Raw genomic sequence first — 19,666 nt, 5'->3', positions numbered from 1 at the left:
GTCTGCTCCATCCCGCGTCTGTGTGGCGGCATTCTACAGAGGAACGCCGGAGTGTCAACCTTCAATTCGGATAAAACCTGTTCAGCTTCAATTGGTTAGCGCTGACGGACGGTCTTTTGCTCGGCTGCAGGTCAGGCAGCGCAAGGGTTTCAGCTCTATTGGAGGTTGCTTTTCGATTGAGAAAATAAATTCAAAGGCGGTTTCCTACAAACTGAAAAGAACATTCATACCACTGGTGCTATATACAGGTGTCAGTGAGATACTGCCGGTCCGGCTCGCCATGTTTCCTTTTCTGTCATGACTCAGCGAAAAATCATCCACGTCGACTGTGACTGTTTCTACGCCGCCATCGAGATGCGGGATGACCCGAGCCTCGCCGGCAAGCCGTTGGCGGTCGGTGGTTCGGCGGACCGGCGCGGAGTGATCGCCACCTGCAACTATGAGGCGCGGGCTTATGGGGTTCGCTCGGCGATGTCGTCCGGACATGCCTTGAAGCTGTGCCCGGACCTGACCATCGTCAAGCCACGCATGGATGCCTATCGCGAGGCGTCGAAGGAAATTCATACGATCTTCAGCGATTACACCGACCTTATCGAGCCGCTTTCCCTGGACGAAGCCTATCTCGACGTCTCGGACAGCGCGCACTTCGGCGGCAGCGCCACGCGGATCGCCCAGGACATTCGCCGCCGGGTTTCCAATCAATTGCACATCACCGTCTCCGCCGGCGTGGCGCCGAACAAGTTTCTGGCCAAGATCGCCAGCGACTGGAAAAAGCCCAACGGCTTGTTCGTGATCACCCCGGACCAGGTCGAAGACTTCGTCAGTGGCCTGCCGGTGAGCAAGCTGCACGGGGTGGGCAAGGTCACGGCCGACAAGCTGGGCAAGCTCGGTATCAGTGACTGTCTGCAATTGCGCGAGTGGGACAAGCTGGCGCTGGTGCGGGAATTCGGCAGTTTCGGCGAGCGTTTGTGGAGTCTGGCGCGTGGGATCGATGAGCGGCTGGTGCACAACGACAGTCGTCGTCAGTCAATCAGTGTGGAAAACACCTACGACGTCGATCTGCCGGATCTGCACAGTTGCCTCGACAAGCTTCCGGAACTGTTGGAAACCCTGAAAACCCGTATGGCGCGGATCGACAGCAGCTACCGGCCGGGCAAGCCGTTCGTCAAAGTGAAGTTTCACGATTTCACCCAGACCACACTGGAGCAGGCCGGGGCAGGGCGGGATCTGGGCAGTTACCAGTTGATGCTGACCCAGGCGTTCAACCGAGGTGGCAAACCGGTGCGGCTATTGGGAGTAGGCGTGCGGCTGGAGGATTTGCGCGGCGGTTTTGAGCAGATGGAGTTGTTTGAGCGATAAGCGGACAAAAAAATGCCCGAAGCAGGTTCGGGCATTTTTTCAGGGGGTTCAGTTCGGCCCCGGATCCGCCACCAGACGCCCCGCATCCCGGGTCAGGGACTTGAGGAATTCGGCCTGCAACTCAGGATCGTTGCGGGTCAGTTCAATCAGGCTTTGTTCCAGTTCACTGGCTTCTTCTTCCAGACCCAGTTCCGACAGACGCTTGACCCGGTGCACCCATTGGCTCACTTCGTCGTCTTCCAGATCGTCGTAGATCAGCCCGTGAGCTTCCAGCAGCTTGCCACGCAGATGACTGCTGATCGCCAGAGATGAATCGGAATGCACGTCATCCTTGCCGTCTTCGACGCTGATCTGCAGTTTGCCTACATGATTGAGGTCGTTTTCGGCGAACGGGCTGTCCAGCAGGTTTAGACGCAACACGCCGTTGCGATCGGTGGTCATGTCGAAGGTCTGCTTGCCGGCCTTGACCTGAACCGGGCGCTCGCTCCATGGCAGGCTCGAATATTCCGTGCGCTTGTCGCGCTGGACTTCGTCGATGCCGGCCAGGTTCTGTTGCGCGCGACCATTGGATTGCACGTTCATGAACGGGTTGAGCCCGGCGAAACCGTAGCTGAGCCAGTCACGTGTCACGCTGTCGGGCAGATTGCCGAGGGCAAACACGTTGACCACATTCGCGCCGACGCCGCCGACCACCGCCACCGCGCCCAGCGGTATCTCGTAGATCTCCCGCCATGGCTGGTAAGGCGTGTAACGGTCGTAATGGCGGGTGACCTCGAACTCGGTGACTTCGAAAGTCTTCTGTTCGTTGATCTTCACGCGCCGTTGCGGCAGCTCAAGCACCTTGGGCTCGCCGACATCGATCTGCAGGCTGTGATCGAGCAGTTTGCGCTCGACACGTTCCTCGTGCTCGCTGCGTTGTGACATGTGATTGGCACAGCCGCTGACCAGCAGGGTGCCGCACAGGGCGGCACCACCGAGGCCTAAGGTGTTTCGCTTGAACATGACGTCTCTATCTGGTTTCAGCGGCGGATACGGGCCTGAAGGAAGGACAGCACGTCGGCAACCGGCAGCGCTTGCGCCTGGCCTTCGGTACGGCTCTTGTATTCCAGGTTGCCTTCGGCGAGGCCGCGGTCGCTGACCACGATCCGGTGCGGAATGCCGATCAGCTCCATGTCCGCGAACTTGATGCCCGGGCTGGTTTTTTTGTCGCGGTCGTCCAGCAGCACTTCGAAGCCGGCCGCGGTCAGTTCCGCGTACAGCTTGTCGGTGGCTTCACGCACCAGCTCGGTTTCATAGCGCAGTGGCACCAGAGCGATCTGGAACGGTGCCAGGGCGTCGCTCCAGATGATGCCGTTTTCGTCGTTGTTCTGCTCGATGGCGGCAGCCACCACGCGGGACACGCCGATACCGTAGCAACCCATTTCCAGGGTCACCGGCTTGCCGTTCTCGCCCAGCACTTCGCACTTCATCGCCTTGCTGTACTTGTTGCCCAGCTGGAAGATGTGCCCGACTTCGATGCCGCGCTTGATTTCCAGGGTGCCCTTGCCGTCCGGGCTCGGGTCGCCGGCCACGACGTTGCGCAGGTCGGCCACGGTCGGAACCGGCAGATCACGCTCCCAGTTCACGCCGAAGTAGTGCTTGTCGTCGATGTTGGCACCGATGGCGAAGTCGCTCATCAGCTCCACCGAACGGTCGATGATGATCGGCAGCGGCAGGTTCAGCGGGCCGAGGGAGCCGGCGCCGGCGCCGATGGCGTCACGCAGTTCGGCATCGGAGGCCATGACCAGCGGGCTGGCAACGCCTGGCTGGTTGGCAGCCTTGATTTCGTTCAGCTCGTGGTCGCCGCGAATGATCAGGGCGATCAGCTTGCCTTCTTCTTCGGCGTGCACGATCAGGGTCTTGATGGTCTTTTCGATCGGCAGACCGAATTTCTCCACCAGGGCCGCGATGGTCTTGGTGTCTGGCGTATCGACCAGACGCAGCTCTTCGCTTGGCGCGGCGCGCGAGGTTTCACGCGGCACGGCTTCGGCTTTCTCGATGTTCGCTGCGTAGTCGGAACCGTTGCTGAAGACGATATCGTCTTCGCCGGACTCGGCCAGCACGTGGAACTCGTGGGAACCGGCGCCACCGATCGAACCGTTGTCGGCTTCCACCGGACGGAATTTCAGGCCCAGGCGGGTGAAGATGTTGCAGTACGCTTCGTGCATGCGGTCATAAGTGATCTGCAGCGACGCCTGATCCGCATGGAACGAGTAGGAGTCCTTCATGATGAATTCGCGACCGCGCATCAGGCCGAAGCGTGGACGGATTTCGTCACGGAATTTGGTCTGGATCTGGTACAGGTTGATAGGCAGCTGTTTGTAGCTGCTCAACTCGTTGCGCATCAGATCGGTGATCACTTCTTCGTGGGTCGGGCCCGCGCAGAAATCACGACCGTGGCGGTCTTTGATGCGCAGCAGCTCAGGGCCGTATTCTTCCCAGCGCCCCGATTCCTGCCACAACTCGGCCGGTTGGGTGCTCGGCATCAACACTTCCAGAGAGCCGGCGGCGTCCATTTCTTCACGAACGATGGCTTCCACCTTGCGCATCACTCGCAAGCCCATCGGCAGCCAGGTGTACAGGCCCGAGGCGAGTTTGCGGATCATGCCGGCGCGCAGCATCAGCTGATGGCTGATCACGACCGCGTCGGAAGGCGTTTCTTTCTGTGTGGCGAGCAAAAATTGACTGGTGCGCATGGTTGGCCGTTGTCGGTTGCTATGACTGGAAATGACGGAGCAGTGTAACGGCGAGATCCGCCGACGTACAGAAGTGCAGCCCCGGCGCAAACCCTCTCGCCGGGTGCGAGATGTCTTACGATTCTTCCACGACGGAGGTCGGTGCAGGTTCCGGGGTCGGCGTCGGGCCTTCGCGGCGGCTTTCCTGGAACCAGTGCAGGGCGATCAGCACCAGGGTCGGAACGCCGAGCAGCGCGGTGATCAGGAAGAAGTTGTGATAACCGAACTTCTCCACCATCACCCCGGAGTAGCCGCCGATCAGGCGTGGCAGCAAGAGCATGATCGAGCTGAGCAGGGCGTACTGGGTGGCGGAGAACTTCAAGTTGGTCAAGCTCGACAGGTAGGCGACGAACGCTGAGGTGGCCAGGCCGGAGCTGAAGTTGTCGAGAGAGATCGTCACCACCAGCATCTGCAGGTTCGGGCCCATGTCGGCCAGCATCAGGAACAGCAGATTGGTGCCCGCCGACGCGGCACCGCCGATGAACAGGATCGGCAGGATGCCGAAGCGCACGATCAGCAGACCGCCCATGCCGGCGCCGACGAGGGTCATGATCAGACCGAAGATCTTGCTGACGCTGGCGATCTGGTCCTTGGTGAAACCCTGGTCGATATAGAACACGTTGGCCATCACGCCCATCACCGTGTCGGACATCCGATAGGTGGCGATCAGGCCGAGCAGCAGCAACGCCTGCCAGCGGTAGCGCAGGATGAAGTCGTTGACCGGCGTCAGCACTGGCGCCAGGCCGCGACGGCCCATGGCCGAGAGGCACAGGCAGGTCAGCGTGGTGTAGAGAATTGCGCGCAGGAACGCCCGGTCTTCCAGCAGCAGGTCCAGCGGGCTCATGTCGCCAAACAGCACGCTGGCGAAATCGGTGTTGTAGAGCTGGGTGAACATGGCCGGCACGGAGACCAGCAAAATGATCAGCACGAACACCGACATCAACTGATGCATGAAGGTGTAACGCCCCGCCTGCAACTGGGTGCGCAACGGCACCGGCGGCTCGCGCATCAGCAGAGTGGTGAGCAGGGCAGGCACCATCAGGGCACCGAACAGCACGTAGGTGCCGGTCCAGGCCGAATGCTGGTACTTGAAGCCTGTAGAGCCGAAGCCCTCGGCGAAGAACAGCGCACCCGCGGTCGCGAGCAGGGCGGCGATCCGATAGCCGGACATATAGCTGGCGGCCAGCGCGGCCTGACGGCTGTCTTCGGCGATTTCCAGGCGATAGGCGTCGACCGCGATATCCTGGGTGGCGGAAGCGAACGCCACGACCACGGCGATGGCGATCAGCCAGGACAGGTGTTTCTGCGGGTCGCAAAAACCCATGCCGATCAGGCCGAGGATTACCAGCGTCTGTGAGAGCACCAGCCACGAACGGCGGCGACCCAGCTTGCCCAGCAACGGCAGGCGCCATTGGTCGAGCAGGGGCGACCAGACCCATTTGAAGGCGTAGGCAAGACCGATCAGGCTGGCGTAGCCGATCGTCTCGCGGGCTACACCGGCTTCACGCAGCCAGACCGAAAGTGTCGAGAACACCAGCATGTACGGCAGGCCGGCGGCGAAACCCAGCAACAACAGCACGAGCGTCGAAGGACTGGCATAGGCGGCGAGCGCGGCGCGCCAGGTTTTACGGGGCATGGGCTGAAGTCTGCCTCAAGATTGCGAAAACAAAGCGCGCACTCTAACCGCTGTGCTCTACCGGACGCCAGCCATGGCGCCGAATATCCACACGATTGTTCAGGACGGTGATGCCTTCCATGCGCAATCGCGCCCGCTGTTCGTCCCCGGACGGGCTGCCCGCCGGCAGGCTGATCCGACCGCCGGCGCCGAGCACGCGGTGCCAGGGCAGTTTGGTGTCGCCGGGCAATTGGCTCAGGGTCCGGCCGACCCAGCGGGCGGCGCGCCCCAACCCCGCCAGTTCGGCCAACTGACCATAGCTGACGACTTTGCCCTCAGGCACTTGGGCGAGGGTGGAATAGAGTGCCGTGCGTCGGATTTGCGGATCGTTTTCGCAGGCATGCATCGGGTCTGTCACGTGCGCGGTTCCTGAACTTGATCGCGTTATGTGCTTAAGCGTAATCGGTGGATGGGCAATTGAGAAATGAACTCAACAGAATTAGCCGGGTCACTCCTTGTCAGGGAATTATTCCTACGGATAATGCCGACCCTTTTTCGCAAACTTGAGTCTTCGATTCGCTTATGTTGTCCAGAACCCTGCTGTGCCTTGCTGTCTTCAGTGCGTCCACACCTTTGCTTGCCGACACCGTCTGGTTGAAGAACGGTGACAAGCTGAGCGGCAAAATCACGCTGTTCGACGGTGGCAAGTTGCTGGTCCAGACCCAGTACGCGGGTGCCGTCACCATCGACTGGAAGCAGGTCAAGACCCTGGAGAGCGATCAGGAACTGCTGGTCAAGCAGGACGCCTACAACGGCGAGAAGGCCAAGTCCCTGAGTGCTGCCGAAGAGGGCAAGGTCACATTGGCCAACGGCGAGGCGCCGAAAACCGTGGAGCTGGCGAGCATTCAGCAGATTCTCAAGCCCAAGCCGGTGGTCGAGGATCTGGTGTGGAAGGGCAACGTCGATCTGGCGCTCGACTACCAGCGTGCCGAGAAAGATACCGACGACTACGATGTCGGCTTCAAGACCACTGCTCGTCACGGCCGCTGGCGCCATATCGCCGAGGGCGAATACAACCGCGAAGTGCAGGACGACGTGACCACCACCGACAACTGGCGCGCCGAGTACTCGCTCGACCGCTTCCTCACTGATCAATGGTTCTGGCAGGGGCGGTTGAATTACAAGCGCGATCACATCGAAGAGCTGGCGCGCCAGCGTGTGGTGGGTACCGGCCCGGGTTACCAGTTCTGGGATGACGAGCTGGGAGCGTTCTCCCTGGGTTCGCTGCTCAACCGAACCGATTACGAGTACCGCGATGGCAGCAAGGACAACTTCTATTCGGTCGCCATGAAGTGGGACTACAACCGCTACCTGATCGGCAAGAAGGTCGAGTTCTTCACCAATGGCGAAGTCGGCAAGCCACTGTCCGGCGTCGCCGATTACGCGCTGGATGCGGAAATGGGCCTGCGCTACAAAGTCACCGAGTGGGCCTCGCTCAACCTCAAGGCCGAACGCGATATCATCAGCGGCACCGAGGATGCGGACCTGAGCAAGACCCGCTACACCGCCGGTTTCGGCGTGGCCTGGTAAGCAACGCAAAAGATCGCAGCCTTCACGGGCTGCGATCTTTTTTGCGCCCGGAAAAACAGACGCCCACAAAAAAGCCCCGCTTTTGAGGGCGGGGCCTTTTTCTAAAGAAGCTACAAGTTAGATAACTTGTACTTCTTCAGCTTGCATGCCTTTCTGACCGCGGGTAGCGATGAAAGAAACCTGTTGGCCTTCTTTCAGGCTTTTGAAGCCGTCGGATTGGATAGCTTTGAAGTGAACGAACAGGTCGTCACCGGATTGTGGAGTGATGAAGCCGAAGCCTTTTTCATCGTTGAACCACTTAACGGTACCGGTTTGGCGATTAGACATGGTGTAACTCCTTGAACAAAGATAACTGCGACTCAGGAAGAACCCTGGCCGAGACTGAGTGCAAAGAGCAGGAAAAATTCTTGTAGATGGTTGGATCGAAATTCAACATATCGTGTAGAGATTCTCAGTGACACAAGCAGCACAGTGGCGCCACCTTAACCCTTTTTCCGGAACGTGCCAATGCTTCTTGCGAAGGTTTCTCTGTTTTAGGGATCGACGGTGTGACGGTTCGTCGCGAAGCCGCGTAAATCCCGCACGTTCGGCGAGAATTGCACCCCGCACTTTGAACCCGGCGGCGCGCCCGGTAAGATGCCGGACAGATTTTTTCCACCTCGCTATTCAGGACACCCGCCATGAGCATCAAATCGGACAAGTGGATTCGCCGCATGGCGCAGGAACACGGCATGATCGAGCCGTTCGTCGAGCGCCAGGTACGCGGCAGCGACGACAGCCGTGTGATCTCCTACGGTGTGTCGAGCTACGGCTACGATGTGCGCTGCACCAATCATTTCAAGGTGTTCACCAACATCAATTCGGCCATCGTCGATCCGAAGAATTTCGACGCCGGCAGCTTCGTCGACGTCCACAGCGACGTCTGCATCATCCCGCCAAACTCCTTCGCCCTGGCCACGACCGTTGAATACTTCCGTATTCCACGCAATGTCCTGACCATCTGCCTGGGCAAGAGCACCTACGCCCGCTGCGGCATCATCGTCAACGTCACCCCGCTCGAGCCGGAGTGGGAAGGCCAGGTCACCCTGGAATTCTCCAACACCACCAACCTGCCGGCGAAGATCTACGCCAACGAAGGTGTGGCGCAGATGCTGTTCCTGGAATCCGATGAGGAATGTGAAGTCTCCTACAAGGACCGTGCCGGCAAGTATCAGGGCCAGCGTGGCGTGACCCTGCCGCGTACCTGATCCGTCCATCCGGCAGTTACCGGGAATTCTTCGGCGGGTAGACACTCTATGAGGTGTACTGCCCGTTTCGCGAACAGCGGGACGGGCCTTCGCCGAGGAGTGCTCCATGAAGATCGATCCGCAAATCACTGCCGAACTGGCAAGGCTCGAGCCCAATCAGGTTGGCGTATTGGCCTGGTCCTTGTTGGCACACCCGCCCATCGCAATGGCTGGCGGAATCCCTCACCAGCCCGATCCCGATACCCCCAACGAAGAACCGACCGAGCCCGGCGAGCCTACGTTGCCGGACAAACCGCCACCCGCGCCCGTCGCCTGATTGAACGTATGGCCCGTCGGCTGAATCCTGAACAGGACGTCAGCCGACGGGCCATATTTCGTTGTCGCCAATGACGAAGATCCGACAGCTGTCTTCCTTCTCTACCGCATAACCGCCGGTGAAGGCGCCGAAGGCCGGCAACAGGCTGATGCGTTCCCCCAGTCTGAAACACGCCAGCCGCAAACGCTGGCGCCCCTTGCCGATCAATCGATAAACCGGGTGTACGTGCCCGGCGAGGACGTGCCGTTCAGGGTGCGGATCCGGCTCGTGCTGCAGCGAGAAGGGGCCCAGCAGCATGGGCTCCGGCACCACCCTGATATTCAGCGACTGCGGCGGATCGCCCGCCCGCTTGTCATGATTGCCGCGAATCAGCGTGATGGGCAGATCCTTATGCCGTTCGCGCCACCGAGCCAATTCGTTCAAGGTGCCCGTGGCGTGGGAGCCGGGCCCGTGCAGAAAGTCCCCAAGAAAGATCAATTGCCGACATGGCAGTTTCGCCAGCAGCTGCTCGATCACGGCAATGTTGCTGGTCGTAGTGCCCTGCGGCACCGGCTGCCCCAGGCGACGATAAGCGGCCGCTTTGCCGAAATGCACATCGGCAATCAGCAGCGTCTGTTGCGCCGGCCAGTACAGCGCCTTTTCCGGCAGCAACCAGAGGTCTTCGCCCGCCAGACGTACGGGATAAGGCGCGTTCATCAGGATTGGCCCTTGTCGGCGGTGTTCTCCAGATCGCCGACCATACGCCGGATGCGGTCAGCGAGTTTTTCCGAGCTCATGCTTTCGCGCATGCGTTCCACCAGCAATGGAAAGCCGAGCGGTGTCGGACGTTTGATCAAGTGCATATCGAGTTTCATCCGGTTGATTCGCTCCAGTGTCTGCTCCAGCCGACGAATATCCAGTTCTTCCCGCAGGACTTCTTCCCCGGCCTGCGCCAGCAGCAGGTTGTCGGCGTCGTATTGTTTGAACACTTCGAAGAACAGCCCGCTGGAAGCCTGGACCTGACGGGTACTTTTCGGCGCGCCGGGGTAACCGGCGAACACCAGTCCGGCAATCCGCGCAATTTCCCGAAATCTGCGCAGCGCCAGTTCGCCCGCGTTGAGGCTGGCCAGCACATCCCTCAACAAACCCTCGGGACCGAGCAGGGCGCCATCCAGTTGCACAGACCAGTCAACGGGCGTGGCGCTGAGCAATTCCAGTCCGTAATCGTTGACCGCAATCGAGAAGGTTACAGGCAGGCGCTGACTGACCCGCCACGCCAGCAGGCTGGCCAGCCCCAGATGCACCTGACGTCCGGCAAACGGGTAGAGGAAAAGGTGCCAGCCTTCGCGGGATTTCAGCACTTCGGCCAGCAGATTGTTGACTGTCGGCAGGCCTGACCAGCGCATCTGGGTTTCCAGCAGCGGTCGCAAGGCCTGCATTTCCGGTCCGGCAAACTCACCGTGCGCCGCAGCGCTGAAACGGCTGACCACCGCTTCGGCCAATTCATTGGAGAGCGGCATGCGCCCGCCATTCCAGCGCGGCACCGCGGCTTTTTTCGCGGTGCTGCGTTTGACGTAGGCGGTCATGTTTTCCACCCGCACCAGCTCCAGCAAGCGACCGGCGAACAGAAACCCATCGCCAGGTTTGAGGCGAGCGATAAAGCCTTCTTCAACGCTGCCCAGCTGTTTGCCGCCTCCGCCCTTGCTCCAGAACTTCAGATGAATGCTGGCATCGCTGACGATGGTGCCGATGCTCATGCGATGGCGGCGCGCCAGGCGGGCGTCGGGGACGCGCCAGATCCCGTGTTCATCCGGCTCGACCCGGCGGTAATCCGGATACGCCGTCAGCGACATCCCGCCGTGGCGTACGAACGCCAGCGCCCAGGCCCAGTCCGCGAGCGTCAGGTCACGATAGGCCCAGGCACCACGGACTTCTTCGTACAGCTCATCGGGAACAAAGCCACCGCCCAGGGCCATGCTGACCAGATGTTGCACCAGCACATCCAGCGGTTTGTGCGGTGACAGTCGCGGTTCGATCCGCCGCTGTGCCACGGCATCGCCAGCGGCCGCAGCTTCGATCAGCTCCAGGCTGTGGGTCGGCACCAGGGTGACCCGCGACGTTCTGCCGGGCGCATGCCCCGAACGTCCGGCACGCTGCATCAGCCGCGCCACGCCTTTGGCCGAGCCAATCTGCAGCACCCGCTCCACGGGCAGGAAATCCACCCCCAGGTCCAGACTGGAAGTGCAGACCACGGCTTTGAGTTGGCCATTCTTCAGCGCTTGCTCGACCCAGTCGCGAGTGTCGCGGGACAGCGAGCTGTGATGTAGCGCGATCAACCCGGCCCAATCTGGCCGCGCTTCCAGCAAGGCCTGATACCAGATTTCCGATTGCGCCCGGGTGTTGGTGAACACCAGGCTGCTGGCGCAAACGTCCAGTTCGGCGACCACCTGCGGCAACATCTTCAGACCGATGTGCCCGGCCCAGGGAAAACGTTCGATCGCCGGTGGGAGCAAGGTGTCGACCTTGAGTGACTTTTCGCTTTGCCCCTGAATACTCACGCCACCGCCCTGTGGGATCAGCACTTGTTCGGCGTGGGACTGATTGCCGAGCGTTGCGGAAACGCCCCAGACGATCAGCCCCGGGTGCCAGCGGCGCAGTCGGGCGAGGGCCAGTTGCAATTGCACGCCGCGCTTGTTGCCGAGCAATTCGTGCCACTCGTCCACCACGACCATGCGCAGCGTCGACAGCGCCGTTTGTGCGTCCGCCCGGGCGAGCATCAGGGTCAGGCTTTCCGGGGTGGTGATCAACGTGGTGGGCAGGCGTCGGTTCTGCCGGGCGCGCTCGCTGCTGCCGGTGTCGCCGGTGCGCAGGCCGACGCTCCAGGGGATCTGCAGATCGTCCAGCGGCGCTTGCAGGGCGCGCGCGGTGTCGGCGGCCAGCGCCCGCATCGGGGTGATCCACAAGACAGTCAGCGGTTCGGCGGGTGGTTTGCGTTTACGGGTGGTTTCAGCAACAGGCCCGGAGCGGGCAAAGCGATTGAGCGCGGCAAACCAAACCGCGTAGGTTTTACCTGCGCCGGTGCTGGCATGCAGCAGGCCTGATTCGCCACGTTTGACTGCGGCCCACACCTGTTTCTGAAAGGCGAACGGCTTCCAGTCGCGGGCGCTGAACCAGTGTTTGGCGAAGTCGGTGGAAGTGCCCATGCCGGCGACGTGTGCTCTGAAGATGTTCCTTCAATGACCGCGCCGACCGGGCAATAGTTTTACTTGAGATTGCCGCTGAGAAATTGCTTCAGGCGTTCGCTCTTCGGATTGCCCAGCACTTCTTCCGGCGCGCCTTCTTCCTCCACCAGCCCTTGATGCAGGAACAGCACCTGGCTCGAGACCTTGCGGGCAAAGCTCATTTCGTGGGTGACCATGATCATGGTCCGGCCTTCTTCGGCCAGGCCCTGAATCACCTTGAGCACTTCGCCGACCAGCTCCGGATCGAGCGCCGAGGTCGGTTCGTCGAACAGCATGACTTCCGGCTCCATCGCCAAAGCCCGGGCAATCGCCACCCGTTGCTGCTGGCCGCCGGAGAGGAACGCCGGGTACTGATCCGCCACCCGCGCCGGCAAACCGACCTTTTCCAGATAACGCCGCGCGCGGTCGTCGGCTTCCTGTTTGCTGCAGCCCAGCACCCGGCGCGGGGCCATGGTGATGTTTTCCAGCACGGTCATGTGGCTCCACAGATTGAAATGCTGGAACACCATGGCCAGGCGGGTGCGCAGGCGTTGCAGTTCATCGGCGTCGGCGACGTGCATGCCGTGGCGGTCGGTGACCATGCGGATCGCCTGGCCGTCGAGGCTCATCGCGCCGTCGTTGGGTTGTTCGAGAAAGTTGATGCAGCGCAAAAAGGTGCTTTTGCCCGAGCCGCTGGCGCCGATCAGGCTGATCACGTCGCCGGTCTTGGCCTTGAGCGAGACGCCTTTGAGCACCTGATGGTCGCCATAGCTTTTGTGCAGGCCTTCAACGGTCAATTTGTACATGGGGCAGGCATCCTCAAGGCGAAAGTAGATAGCCGCTGCGATAGGCTTCGGCGCCCGCGACGTGGGCGATCACCATCCCGGCGGTGGCCATGCGCCGCAGCGAGCGGGCATAGAGCAGGCCGGAAGCGGTGCAATGGACTGGCGTAACCCGGTCGTTGATCGGGTCGATGATTTCGGCGATTTTCTGCCCGGCTTCCAGAAACTGGCCGGGCGTGGCGGTATAGACCAGCAGGCCGCCGACAGGAGTGGCCACCGGTTCCACGCCGGCCAGCGGTGTGGCGGGGTGTGGCAGGGCGGGCAAGGCTTTTGGGTCGCCGACGATGGCGCCGAAGTGGATCAGGTAATCGATCAGCGCCTGGCAATCGCGACTGGCCAGCGGATGGGTGACATCCCCCTGACCGCGCAACTCGACGGTGACCGAGAAACTGCCCAGTGGAATCTCGAAGTGGTCGCCGAAGCGCTCCTTCAATTGCCACCACAGCAGGGTGAAGCACTCATCGAATGACTGGCCGCCGGAGTCGGTGGCCAGCAGGCTCGCCTGGGATTCGATATATCGCGCCAGCGGCTCGACCTGCGACCAGGCCTCGGGCGTGGTATAGAGGTGAACCACAGATTCGAAATCGCAATGCAGGTCGAGCACCATGTCCGCATCGCAGGCCAGCCGTTGCAGGGTCAGGCGCTGGGATTGCAGCTGAGTCGTGGCGGTGTGGCGGGCGAGGGCGTTGCGCAGGCTGGCGCGGATCAGCTCGAGGTTGCGCTGCGGGTCGTCGCACAGCTGTGTTTCGATCTCGTTGCCGATTTCCTCGCTGAGGTCGACGAACCAGCGGTTGAAATTCTGTCCGCTCTCCAGTTCGTAGCGGCCCAGCGGCACGTCCATCAGCACCTGTTCGAGGCCGACCGGGTTGGCTACCGGCACCAGCACGATTTCGCTGCGCAGGCGGCCGGCGGCTTCCAGCTCCGCCAGACGCTGCTTGAGATGCCAGGCCACGAGCATGCCGGGCAGTTCGTCGGCGTGCAGCGATGACTGGATGTAGATCTTGCCCTGGGCCTTGTCCGGGCCGAAATGAAAGCTGTGGATCTGTCGAGCGGTCCCCGGCAGCGGGGCCAGCAGGTCGTGTATCTGATGACGCATCTCTAAAGGGTCCTAGTGGGTCGGGCCGAGGAACGCAAGCCATCGGCGTTCGGCAAGACGGAACAGGCCGACCAGCGCAAAGGTGATGGTCAGGTAGATCAGCGCGGCGATGCCGAACGCCTGGAAGGTCAGGAAGGTCGCCGAGTTGGCGTCCCGCGCGACTTTCAGGATGTCGGGGATGGTCGCGGTGAAGGCCACGGTGGTCGAATGCAGCATCAGGATCACTTCGTTGCTGTAGTACGGCAACGAACGGCGCAGCGCCGACGGCATGATCACGTAGGCATACAACTTCCAGCCGGTCAGGCCGTAGGCCTTGGCCGCTTCGACTTCGCCGTGGTTCATGCTGCGGATCGCCCCGGCGAAAATCTCCGTGGTGTAGGCGCAGGTGTTGAGGGCGAAGGCCAGGATCGTGCAGTTCATCGCATCGCGAAAGAAACTGTCGAGCAGCGGTTGCGCGCGCACGGCGGCCAGGCTGTAGATCCCGGTGTAGCAGATCAGCAGCTGGATATAGAGCGGCGTGCCACGGAACAGGTAGGTGTAGAACTGCACCGGCCAACGAATGTAGAAATGCGGCGAGACCCGGGCGATCGACAGCGGAATCGACACGAGGAAACCGAAGAAGATCGACGCGCTGAGCAGCCACATCGTCATCGCCAGCCCGGTGATGTTCTGGCCGTCGGTATAAAGGAAGGCTTTCCAGTATTCCTGCAGGAGTTCGATCATCGTACGGCCTCCCGGGCACCGGCGGCGTAGCGGCGTTCGAGCCAGCGCAGGATGATGTTCGAGGCACTGGTGATCAGCAGGTAGATCAACGCGGCGAGGACCAGGAAGTAAAACAGTTGATAGGTGCTCTTGCCGGCGTCCTGCGCGGCCTTGACCAGATCGGCCAGGCCGATGATCGAAACCAGCGCGGTGGCCTTGAGCATCACCATCCAGTTGTTGCCGATGCCCGGCAGGGCGAAGCGCATCATTTGCGGGAACACCACGAAGCGAAAGCGCTGGCCGCGCTTGAGACCATACGCGGTGGCGGCTTCGACCTGCCCGCGCGGCACGGCGAGAATCGCCCCACGGAAGGTTTCAGTGAAGTACGCGCCATAAATGAAGCCCAAGGTCAGGACCCCGGCGCTGAACGGGTCGATCTCGATGTATTCCCATTCCAGGTAATCGGTGAGCGTCGTCAGCCAGGTTTGCAGGCTGTAGAAGATCAGCAGCATCAGCACCAGGTCCGGCACCCCGCGAATCAGCGTGGTGTAGAGCTGGGCGGGCAGGCGCAGCAGTTTGACTTTTGACAGCTTGGCACTCGCACCGAGCAGGCCGAGCAACACGGCCACCAGCAGCGACAACGCCGACAATTTGATGGTCATCCAGGTGCCTTCCAACAGCAAAGGGCCAAAACCCTTGAGGCTGAAGGCGGAGAGCCCCAGATTTTGTAAGAGGTTTTCGAACATAAATCAGCAACCTGACTGAATGAAAAAGGCGCCCATCGAGGATGGGCGCCGGGGCATTATTTGCCGCTGTACAGATTCAGATCGCCAAAGTGTTTCTTTTGAATCTCTGCGTATTTGCCATCATCGTGTAACGCTTTGATACCTTTATCCAAAAGCGCTTTCAGCTCGGTGTTACCTTTCTTAATACCGACAGCGGTCTTGGCTGGCAGCAAGTGGTTGTCGACCGGCTTGCTGACTTCATAATCGGCGCCCTGCGGCGACTTCAGAAAGCCCAGTTCGGCCTGCAACATGTCCTGAATGCCCGCATCGAGACGGCCGGAGGTCAGGTCGGAATACACCTGGTCCTGGTTCTGATAGGCCTGGGTTTTCACGCCCGCCTTGTCCAGCACGGCTTTGGCATAGGCTTCCTGGATGGTGCCTTGTTCGTAGCCGACGGTTTTGCCTTTCAGGGAAGCGACGTCGTCGGTGATGCCCGAACCTTTTTTCGACACGTAGGCCGTCGGGCCGGAGAACAGCTCGCTGGAGAAGTCGATGACTTTTTCACGGGCTTCGGTAACGGTCATCGACGAGATCACGCCGTCGAATTTATTGGCCTTGAGGCCCGGAATCATGCCGTCGAAGTCACTTTCGACCCATTTGCACTTGACCTTCAGCTCGGCGCAGATCGCGTTGCCCAGATCGATGTCGAAGCCAACCAGGCTGCCGTCTGCCGCTTTCGACTCGAACGGTGCGTAGGAAGGGTCAACGCCAAACCGCAGTTCTTTGTATTCCTTGGCCAGCGCGGAGCCGGCGGCCATGCACAACGCCAGTGCAGAAAGGGTCAGCAATGCTTTTTTCATTATTCAATCCCTAAGAACCAATATGAGCGCTTGTGGCGCGGAATGATTGTTACTGGAGCGCTTACGACTTATAGAAAGTAGCAATTTCCGAACCAGAGTCCCGAACAAGTGTTTTAAAAGGTGTAGCAAGTGCATGCCGGGGGCAGCCGGTGCACGAAAACGGGCGCGCCGGAAAAGCTGCACCAGGTTGGTTCGGTGCAGGGATGATCGTTCCCACGCGGAGCGTGGGAACGATCATTGCTGAGTATTAGGGGAAGGGGTCAGGCCAACAGGTTCTGCAAGGTTGCCAGGCTGTCGGCTTCTTCGACGGTTTTGTCCTGGCGCCAGCGCAGCATGCGCGGGAAGCGCACGGCGATGCCGCTCTTGTGTCGACGGGAGAGGGCGATGCCTTCGAAGCCCAGTTCGAACACCAGGCTCGGCTTCACACTGCTGACCGGGCCGAATTTTTCCACTGTGGTCTTGCGCACGATGCTGTCGACTTCGCGCATTTCCGCATCGGTCAGCCCGGAATAGGCCTTGGCGAAGGGCACCAACGCCCGGGCACTGGAACCGGGCGGGCCGTCCCACACCGCAAAGGTGTAATCGCTGTAGAGGCTCGCGCGGCGACCATGCCCGCGCTGGGCGTAGATCAGCACCGCGTCGACGCTGAACGGGTCGACCTTCCATTTCCACCACACGCCCATGTCCTTGGTGCGACCGACGCCATACATCGCATCCCTGGCCTTGAGCATCATGCCTTCTACCCCCAGTCGTCTGGAGGCTTCGCGCTGGCGGGCGAGGTCGAACCAGTCATCACCCGTCAGAATCGGCGAAGGCAGCAGCACCGGGTTGTTGCAGCGGGCGATGACCTGCTCCAGTTGCTCGCGACGCCTGGCCTGGGGCTGGTTGCGCCAGTCTTCGCCCTGCCATTCGAGCAGGTCGTAGGCGAGTATCACCACCGGCGCGTCTTCGAGGATTTTGCGGTCCAGCGACTTGCGGCCGATCCGTTGTTGCAACAGTGCGAAGGGTTGCACCGCCGGGGCTTCTGTCGACTGCGGATCGAACGCGTCTTCGGTGACCGGGCGGTTGTTCTTCCAGACCACGATCTCGCCGTCGATCACCGTGCCGTCGGGTAAACCGTGCAGCAGCGTGTCGAATTCGGGAAAACGCTCGGTGACCAATTCCTCGCCGCGCGACCAGACCCACAGTTTCCCTTCACGCTTGACCACCTGTGCGCGAATGCCGTCCCACTTCCATTCCACCTGCCAGTTGCTCGGCGGCCCGAGCAGGGCCTCGAACGTTTCAACCGGTTGCGCCAGCGCATGGGCAAGGAAGAACGGGTAGGGCTGGCCGCCGCGCTGGGCGTGCTCGTCGCTGGATTCGGGGGCGATCAGTTTCAGGTAAGCGGCGGCGTTCGGCCGGTTGGACAGGTCGGTGTAACCCACCAGCCGTTGCGCCACGCGTTTGCTGTCGAGCCCGGCCATGGCGGCCAGAGCGCGGGTCACCAGCAATTTGGACACGCCGACCCGGAAGCTGCCGGTGATCAGTTTGATGCACAGCATCAGGCTCGGCCGATCCAGTTGCGCCCACAGAGCGGGCAATTGGTGGGCGAGGTATTCCGGGGTTTCACCGCGCAGGGGCAGCAGTTTGTCTTCGATCCATTCGGCGAGCCCGGCCTGCGACGTGTGCGGGTGTTCCGGCAGCACCAGCGAAATGGTTTCCGCCAGATCGCCGACCGCTTGATAGCTCTCCTCGAACAGCCATGGCTCAAGCCCCGACGTTTCAACAGCGAGTTCGCGCAGTACTCTCACCGGAACCAGTTGCCGTGGCCGCCCGCCGGACAAAAAGTACACGGCCCAGGCGGCATCTTGCGGTTGCGCCTGGGCGAAGTAGGTTTGCATCGCCGCCAGTTTGGCGTTGCTCGAGGTGGTGGCGTCGAGTTCGGCGTACAACCCGGCGAAGTCTTTCATGGTTGCACCTCGGCCATCGCAGGCGTGGCGCTGGAAAGCTCTTCTTCATCGTCACCGTATTCGGTGTTGAAACCTTGTGCGTCGAGCCCTTTTTCGCGCAGATGGCGCACCAGTACGCCAATCGAGCCGTGGGTGACCATCACCCGCTCGGCGCCGGTCTGTTCGATGGCCCACAACAGGCCGGGCCAGTCGGCGTGATCCGAAAGCACGAAACCGCGATCCACGCCGCGCCGCCGACGGGTGCCGCGCAGGCGCATCCAGCCGCTGGCGAAGCTGTCGCTGTAATCGCCGAACCGGCGCATCCAGCTGCTGCCGCCGGCAGAGGGCGGGGCGATGACCAGCGCCTGGCGCATCATCGGGTCGTTCTTCTTCACCTCGCCGGCGTAGATCGTTGGCGGCAGGTAGACGCCGGCTTCGCGGTACACGCGGTTCAGTGGCTCGACCGCGCCGTGGCTGAGGATCGGCCCGAGGGTTTCGTCGATGCCGTGGAGAATCCGCTGGGCCTTGCCGAACGAATAGCAGAACAGCACGCTGGCCTTGCCGGCCTCGATGTTGGCTTGCCACCACTGATTGATTTCGGCGAACACCTGCGCCTGCGGCTGCCAGCGGTAGATCGGCAGGCCGAAGGTCGATTCGGTAATGAAGGTGTGGCAGCGCACCGGTTCGAACGGCGCGCAGGTGCCGTCGGGTTCGATCTTGTAATCGCCTGACGCGACCCAGACTTCGCCGCCGTATTCCAGCCGCACCTGGGCCGAGCCGAGCACATGACCGGCGGGATGAAAGCTTAGGGTGACGCCGTGGTGGGTCAGGCGCTGGCCGTAGTCGAGGGTTTGCAAGTTGATGTCCGCGCCCAGACGCGCACGCAGAATCCCTTCGCCGGCGCTGGCGGCCAGGTAATGCTGATTGCCGCCACGGGCGTGGTCGCCGTGGGCATGGGTGATCACCGAACGCTCGACGGGCCGCCACGGGTCAATGTAGAAGTCCCCGGCAGGGCAGTAGAGGCCTTCGGGGCGGGCGATAACAAGGTCCATGGCATTACCGGAATGGAGGGACTTGTTAGCTATGAGGTTGGCGCGAAGTCAGAAGTTCTATTGATTTTCAAAAGCACCCTCACCCCAGCCCTCCCGAAGCGTCGGACCGCCCGGAGGGAGAGGGAGCCTACGGGGGTGTTTGGCGAGGGACATCGACCTGTGAGATCGCGTCGATTATGGATCTTTCAAGCAGCAATACGAATCTGGATTCGGTGCAGCAAGTTCAGGTCGGCGAACCTCTTGAATATTCCCCGATCAGTCCCCTCTCCCTAAGGGAGAGGGTTAGGGTGGGTAAAGACCGGGTACATCCTTTACGTTTGAGACCGGGGACATGGTTTACAGGTATCAATCATGGTCAGG

Annotated in this window: 19 protein-coding genes; 5 read left to right on the top strand and 14 right to left on the bottom strand. The window is 61.2% G+C overall.

The genetic code is table 11. From position 1 onward, the window contains the following. The coding region (locus ACKUG4_RS06485) for a hypothetical protein (RefSeq protein ID WP_445433681.1) at window positions 1-301 on the top strand (301 nt) is incomplete at its 5' end. Next, on the top strand, window positions 298-1,359 hold the full coding sequence (gene dinB / locus ACKUG4_RS06480; protein ID WP_445433680.1) for a DNA polymerase IV: 1,062 nt from the start codon (window positions 298-300) through the stop codon (window positions 1,357-1,359). The genes ACKUG4_RS06485 and dinB, both read left to right, overlap by 4 nt. Window positions 1,360-1,407: 48 nt before the next feature. On the opposite strand, the gene ACKUG4_RS06475 is transcribed toward dinB, so the two are convergent. The 4 genes from ACKUG4_RS06475 to ACKUG4_RS06460 form a co-directional block, all read right to left on the bottom strand. Continuing rightward, window positions 1,408-2,361 (bottom strand): hypothetical protein, encoded by a 954-nt coding sequence (locus ACKUG4_RS06475; protein ID WP_039771323.1) that lies wholly within the window; start codon window positions 2,359-2,361, stop codon window positions 1,408-1,410. A 17-nt stretch (window positions 2,362-2,378) separates the two neighbouring features. Continuing rightward, on the bottom strand, window positions 2,379-4,094 hold the full coding sequence (locus ACKUG4_RS06470) for a proline--tRNA ligase (RefSeq protein WP_064593895.1): 1,716 nt from the start codon (window positions 4,092-4,094) through the stop codon (window positions 2,379-2,381). A 115-nt stretch (window positions 4,095-4,209) separates the two neighbouring features. Then, complete coding sequence (locus ACKUG4_RS06465) at window positions 4,210-5,769, bottom strand: AmpG family muropeptide MFS transporter (protein ID WP_011332760.1); 1,560 nt, start codon at window positions 5,767-5,769, stop codon at window positions 4,210-4,212. A 43-nt stretch (window positions 5,770-5,812) separates the two neighbouring features. Further along, complete coding sequence (locus ACKUG4_RS06460) at window positions 5,813-6,154, bottom strand: MGMT family protein (RefSeq protein ID WP_011332761.1); 342 nt, start codon at window positions 6,152-6,154, stop codon at window positions 5,813-5,815. 176 nt (window positions 6,155-6,330) lie between these two features. Here ACKUG4_RS06460 and ACKUG4_RS06455 point away from each other — a divergent pair, with 176 nt between their 5' ends. After that, window positions 6,331-7,338 carry a DUF481 domain-containing protein gene (locus ACKUG4_RS06455; protein WP_074691375.1) on the top strand — a complete coding sequence of 336 codons (1,008 nt, stop codon included), beginning with the start codon at window positions 6,331-6,333 and terminating at the stop codon, window positions 7,336-7,338. 117 nt (window positions 7,339-7,455) lie between these two features. Here the strand turns inward: ACKUG4_RS06455 and ACKUG4_RS06450 are convergent, their stop codons facing one another. Beyond that, complete coding sequence (locus tag ACKUG4_RS06450; protein WP_002554837.1) at window positions 7,456-7,665, bottom strand: cold-shock protein; 210 nt, start codon at window positions 7,663-7,665, stop codon at window positions 7,456-7,458. Between the two features lie 353 nt (window positions 7,666-8,018). Between ACKUG4_RS06450 and dcd the strand changes: the two genes are divergently transcribed. Together dcd and ACKUG4_RS06440 are read left to right on the top strand one after the other, a co-directional pair. Beyond that, window positions 8,019-8,585: a dCTP deaminase gene (gene dcd, locus ACKUG4_RS06445; protein ID WP_007954988.1), complete on the top strand. Its 567-nt coding sequence runs from the start codon at window positions 8,019-8,021 to the stop codon at window positions 8,583-8,585. A 106-nt stretch (window positions 8,586-8,691) separates the two neighbouring features. Continuing rightward, the gene (locus ACKUG4_RS06440; protein WP_085697404.1) at window positions 8,692-8,901 is read left to right on the top strand and encodes a hypothetical protein; all 210 of its coding nucleotides are present in this window, start codon (window positions 8,692-8,694) and stop codon (window positions 8,899-8,901) included. Window positions 8,902-8,940: 39 nt separating this feature from the next. Here ACKUG4_RS06440 and pdeM read toward each other — a convergent pair whose 3' ends face one another. The 9 genes from pdeM to ACKUG4_RS06395 form a co-directional block, all read right to left on the bottom strand. Further along, a complete protein-coding gene (pdeM, locus tag ACKUG4_RS06435) occupies window positions 8,941-9,597 on the bottom strand; it encodes a ligase-associated DNA damage response endonuclease PdeM (RefSeq protein WP_445433679.1) in 657 nt (218 codons plus the stop codon). After that, window positions 9,597-12,083, bottom strand: a complete 2,487-nt coding sequence (locus ACKUG4_RS06430) for a ligase-associated DNA damage response DEXH box helicase (RefSeq protein WP_445433678.1) — start codon at window positions 12,081-12,083, stop codon at window positions 9,597-9,599. Before ACKUG4_RS06430 ends, pdeM begins: the two co-directional genes overlap by 1 nt. 59 nt (window positions 12,084-12,142) lie before the next feature. Next, window positions 12,143-12,907: an ABC transporter ATP-binding protein gene (locus tag ACKUG4_RS06425; RefSeq protein ID WP_007954993.1), complete on the bottom strand. Its 765-nt coding sequence runs from the start codon at window positions 12,905-12,907 to the stop codon at window positions 12,143-12,145. Between the two features lie 13 nt (window positions 12,908-12,920). After that, on the bottom strand, window positions 12,921-14,039 hold the full coding sequence (locus ACKUG4_RS06420; RefSeq protein ID WP_236190218.1) for a succinylglutamate desuccinylase/aspartoacylase family protein: 1,119 nt from the start codon (window positions 14,037-14,039) through the stop codon (window positions 12,921-12,923). 12 nt (window positions 14,040-14,051) lie between these two features. Continuing rightward, entirely contained in the window at window positions 14,052-14,762 is a 711-nt protein-coding gene (locus ACKUG4_RS06415; RefSeq protein ID WP_445433677.1) for an ABC transporter permease, read from the bottom strand. Further along, entirely contained in the window at window positions 14,759-15,487 is a 729-nt protein-coding gene (locus ACKUG4_RS06410; RefSeq protein WP_007955000.1) for an ABC transporter permease, read from the bottom strand. The genes ACKUG4_RS06415 and ACKUG4_RS06410 overlap by 4 nt, the downstream gene beginning before the upstream one ends. A 56-nt stretch (window positions 15,488-15,543) precedes the next feature. Beyond that, window positions 15,544-16,326: a transporter substrate-binding domain-containing protein gene (locus tag ACKUG4_RS06405; RefSeq protein ID WP_011332769.1), complete on the bottom strand. Its 783-nt coding sequence runs from the start codon at window positions 16,324-16,326 to the stop codon at window positions 15,544-15,546. A gap of 260 nt (window positions 16,327-16,586) precedes the next feature. Then, complete coding sequence (locus ACKUG4_RS06400) at window positions 16,587-18,275, bottom strand: ATP-dependent DNA ligase (protein WP_445433676.1); 1,689 nt, start codon at window positions 18,273-18,275, stop codon at window positions 16,587-16,589. Continuing rightward, the gene (locus tag ACKUG4_RS06395; RefSeq protein WP_039771341.1) at window positions 18,272-19,306 is read right to left on the bottom strand and encodes a ligase-associated DNA damage response exonuclease; all 1,035 of its coding nucleotides are present in this window, start codon (window positions 19,304-19,306) and stop codon (window positions 18,272-18,274) included. Before ACKUG4_RS06395 ends, ACKUG4_RS06400 begins: the two co-directional genes overlap by 4 nt. Window positions 19,307-19,666 lie beyond the last annotated feature (360 nt).

Origin of the sequence: Candidatus Pseudomonas auctus, assembly GCF_048654275.1 — a bacterium.
GTDB lineage: Bacteria > Pseudomonadota > Gammaproteobacteria > Pseudomonadales > Pseudomonadaceae > Aquipseudomonas > Aquipseudomonas pharyngis.
The sequence above is the reverse complement of the archived record's forward strand: the minus strand, read 5'-3'. Positions and strand labels throughout refer to the sequence as shown.

Excerpts from the sequence above, each read along its gene's own strand:
- dinB (WP_445433680.1), top strand. The coding sequence starts at position 298 with ATGACTCAGCGAAAAATCATCCACGTCGACTGTGACTGTTTCTACGCC.
- ACKUG4_RS06475 (WP_039771323.1), bottom strand. The coding sequence starts at position 2,361 with ATGTTCAAGCGAAACACCTTAGGCCTCGGTGGTGCCGCCCTGTGCGGC.
- ACKUG4_RS06470 (WP_064593895.1), bottom strand. The coding sequence starts at position 4,094 with ATGCGCACCAGTCAATTTTTGCTCGCCACACAGAAAGAAACGCCTTCC.
- ACKUG4_RS06465 (WP_011332760.1), bottom strand. The coding sequence starts at position 5,769 with ATGCCCCGTAAAACCTGGCGCGCCGCGCTCGCCGCCTATGCCAGTCCT.
- ACKUG4_RS06460 (WP_011332761.1), bottom strand. The coding sequence starts at position 6,154 with ATGCATGCCTGCGAAAACGATCCGCAAATCCGACGCACGGCACTCTAT.
- ACKUG4_RS06455 (WP_074691375.1), top strand. The coding sequence starts at position 6,331 with ATGTTGTCCAGAACCCTGCTGTGCCTTGCTGTCTTCAGTGCGTCCACA.
- ACKUG4_RS06450 (WP_002554837.1), bottom strand. The coding sequence starts at position 7,665 with ATGTCTAATCGCCAAACCGGTACCGTTAAGTGGTTCAACGATGAAAAA.
- dcd (WP_007954988.1), top strand. The coding sequence starts at position 8,019 with ATGAGCATCAAATCGGACAAGTGGATTCGCCGCATGGCGCAGGAACAC.
- ACKUG4_RS06440 (WP_085697404.1), top strand. The coding sequence starts at position 8,692 with ATGAAGATCGATCCGCAAATCACTGCCGAACTGGCAAGGCTCGAGCCC.
- pdeM (WP_445433679.1), bottom strand. The coding sequence starts at position 9,597 with ATGAACGCGCCTTATCCCGTACGTCTGGCGGGCGAAGACCTCTGGTTG.
- ACKUG4_RS06430 (WP_445433678.1), bottom strand. The coding sequence starts at position 12,083 with ATGGGCACTTCCACCGACTTCGCCAAACACTGGTTCAGCGCCCGCGAC.
- ACKUG4_RS06425 (WP_007954993.1), bottom strand. The coding sequence starts at position 12,907 with ATGTACAAATTGACCGTTGAAGGCCTGCACAAAAGCTATGGCGACCAT.
- ACKUG4_RS06420 (WP_236190218.1), bottom strand. The coding sequence starts at position 14,039 with ATGCGTCATCAGATACACGACCTGCTGGCCCCGCTGCCGGGGACCGCT.
- ACKUG4_RS06415 (WP_445433677.1), bottom strand. The coding sequence starts at position 14,762 with ATGATCGAACTCCTGCAGGAATACTGGAAAGCCTTCCTTTATACCGAC.
- ACKUG4_RS06410 (WP_007955000.1), bottom strand. The coding sequence starts at position 15,487 with ATGTTCGAAAACCTCTTACAAAATCTGGGGCTCTCCGCCTTCAGCCTC.
- ACKUG4_RS06405 (WP_011332769.1), bottom strand. The coding sequence starts at position 16,326 with ATGAAAAAAGCATTGCTGACCCTTTCTGCACTGGCGTTGTGCATGGCC.
- ACKUG4_RS06400 (WP_445433676.1), bottom strand. The coding sequence starts at position 18,275 with ATGAAAGACTTCGCCGGGTTGTACGCCGAACTCGACGCCACCACCTCG.
- ACKUG4_RS06395 (WP_039771341.1), bottom strand. The coding sequence starts at position 19,306 with ATGGACCTTGTTATCGCCCGCCCCGAAGGCCTCTACTGCCCTGCCGGG.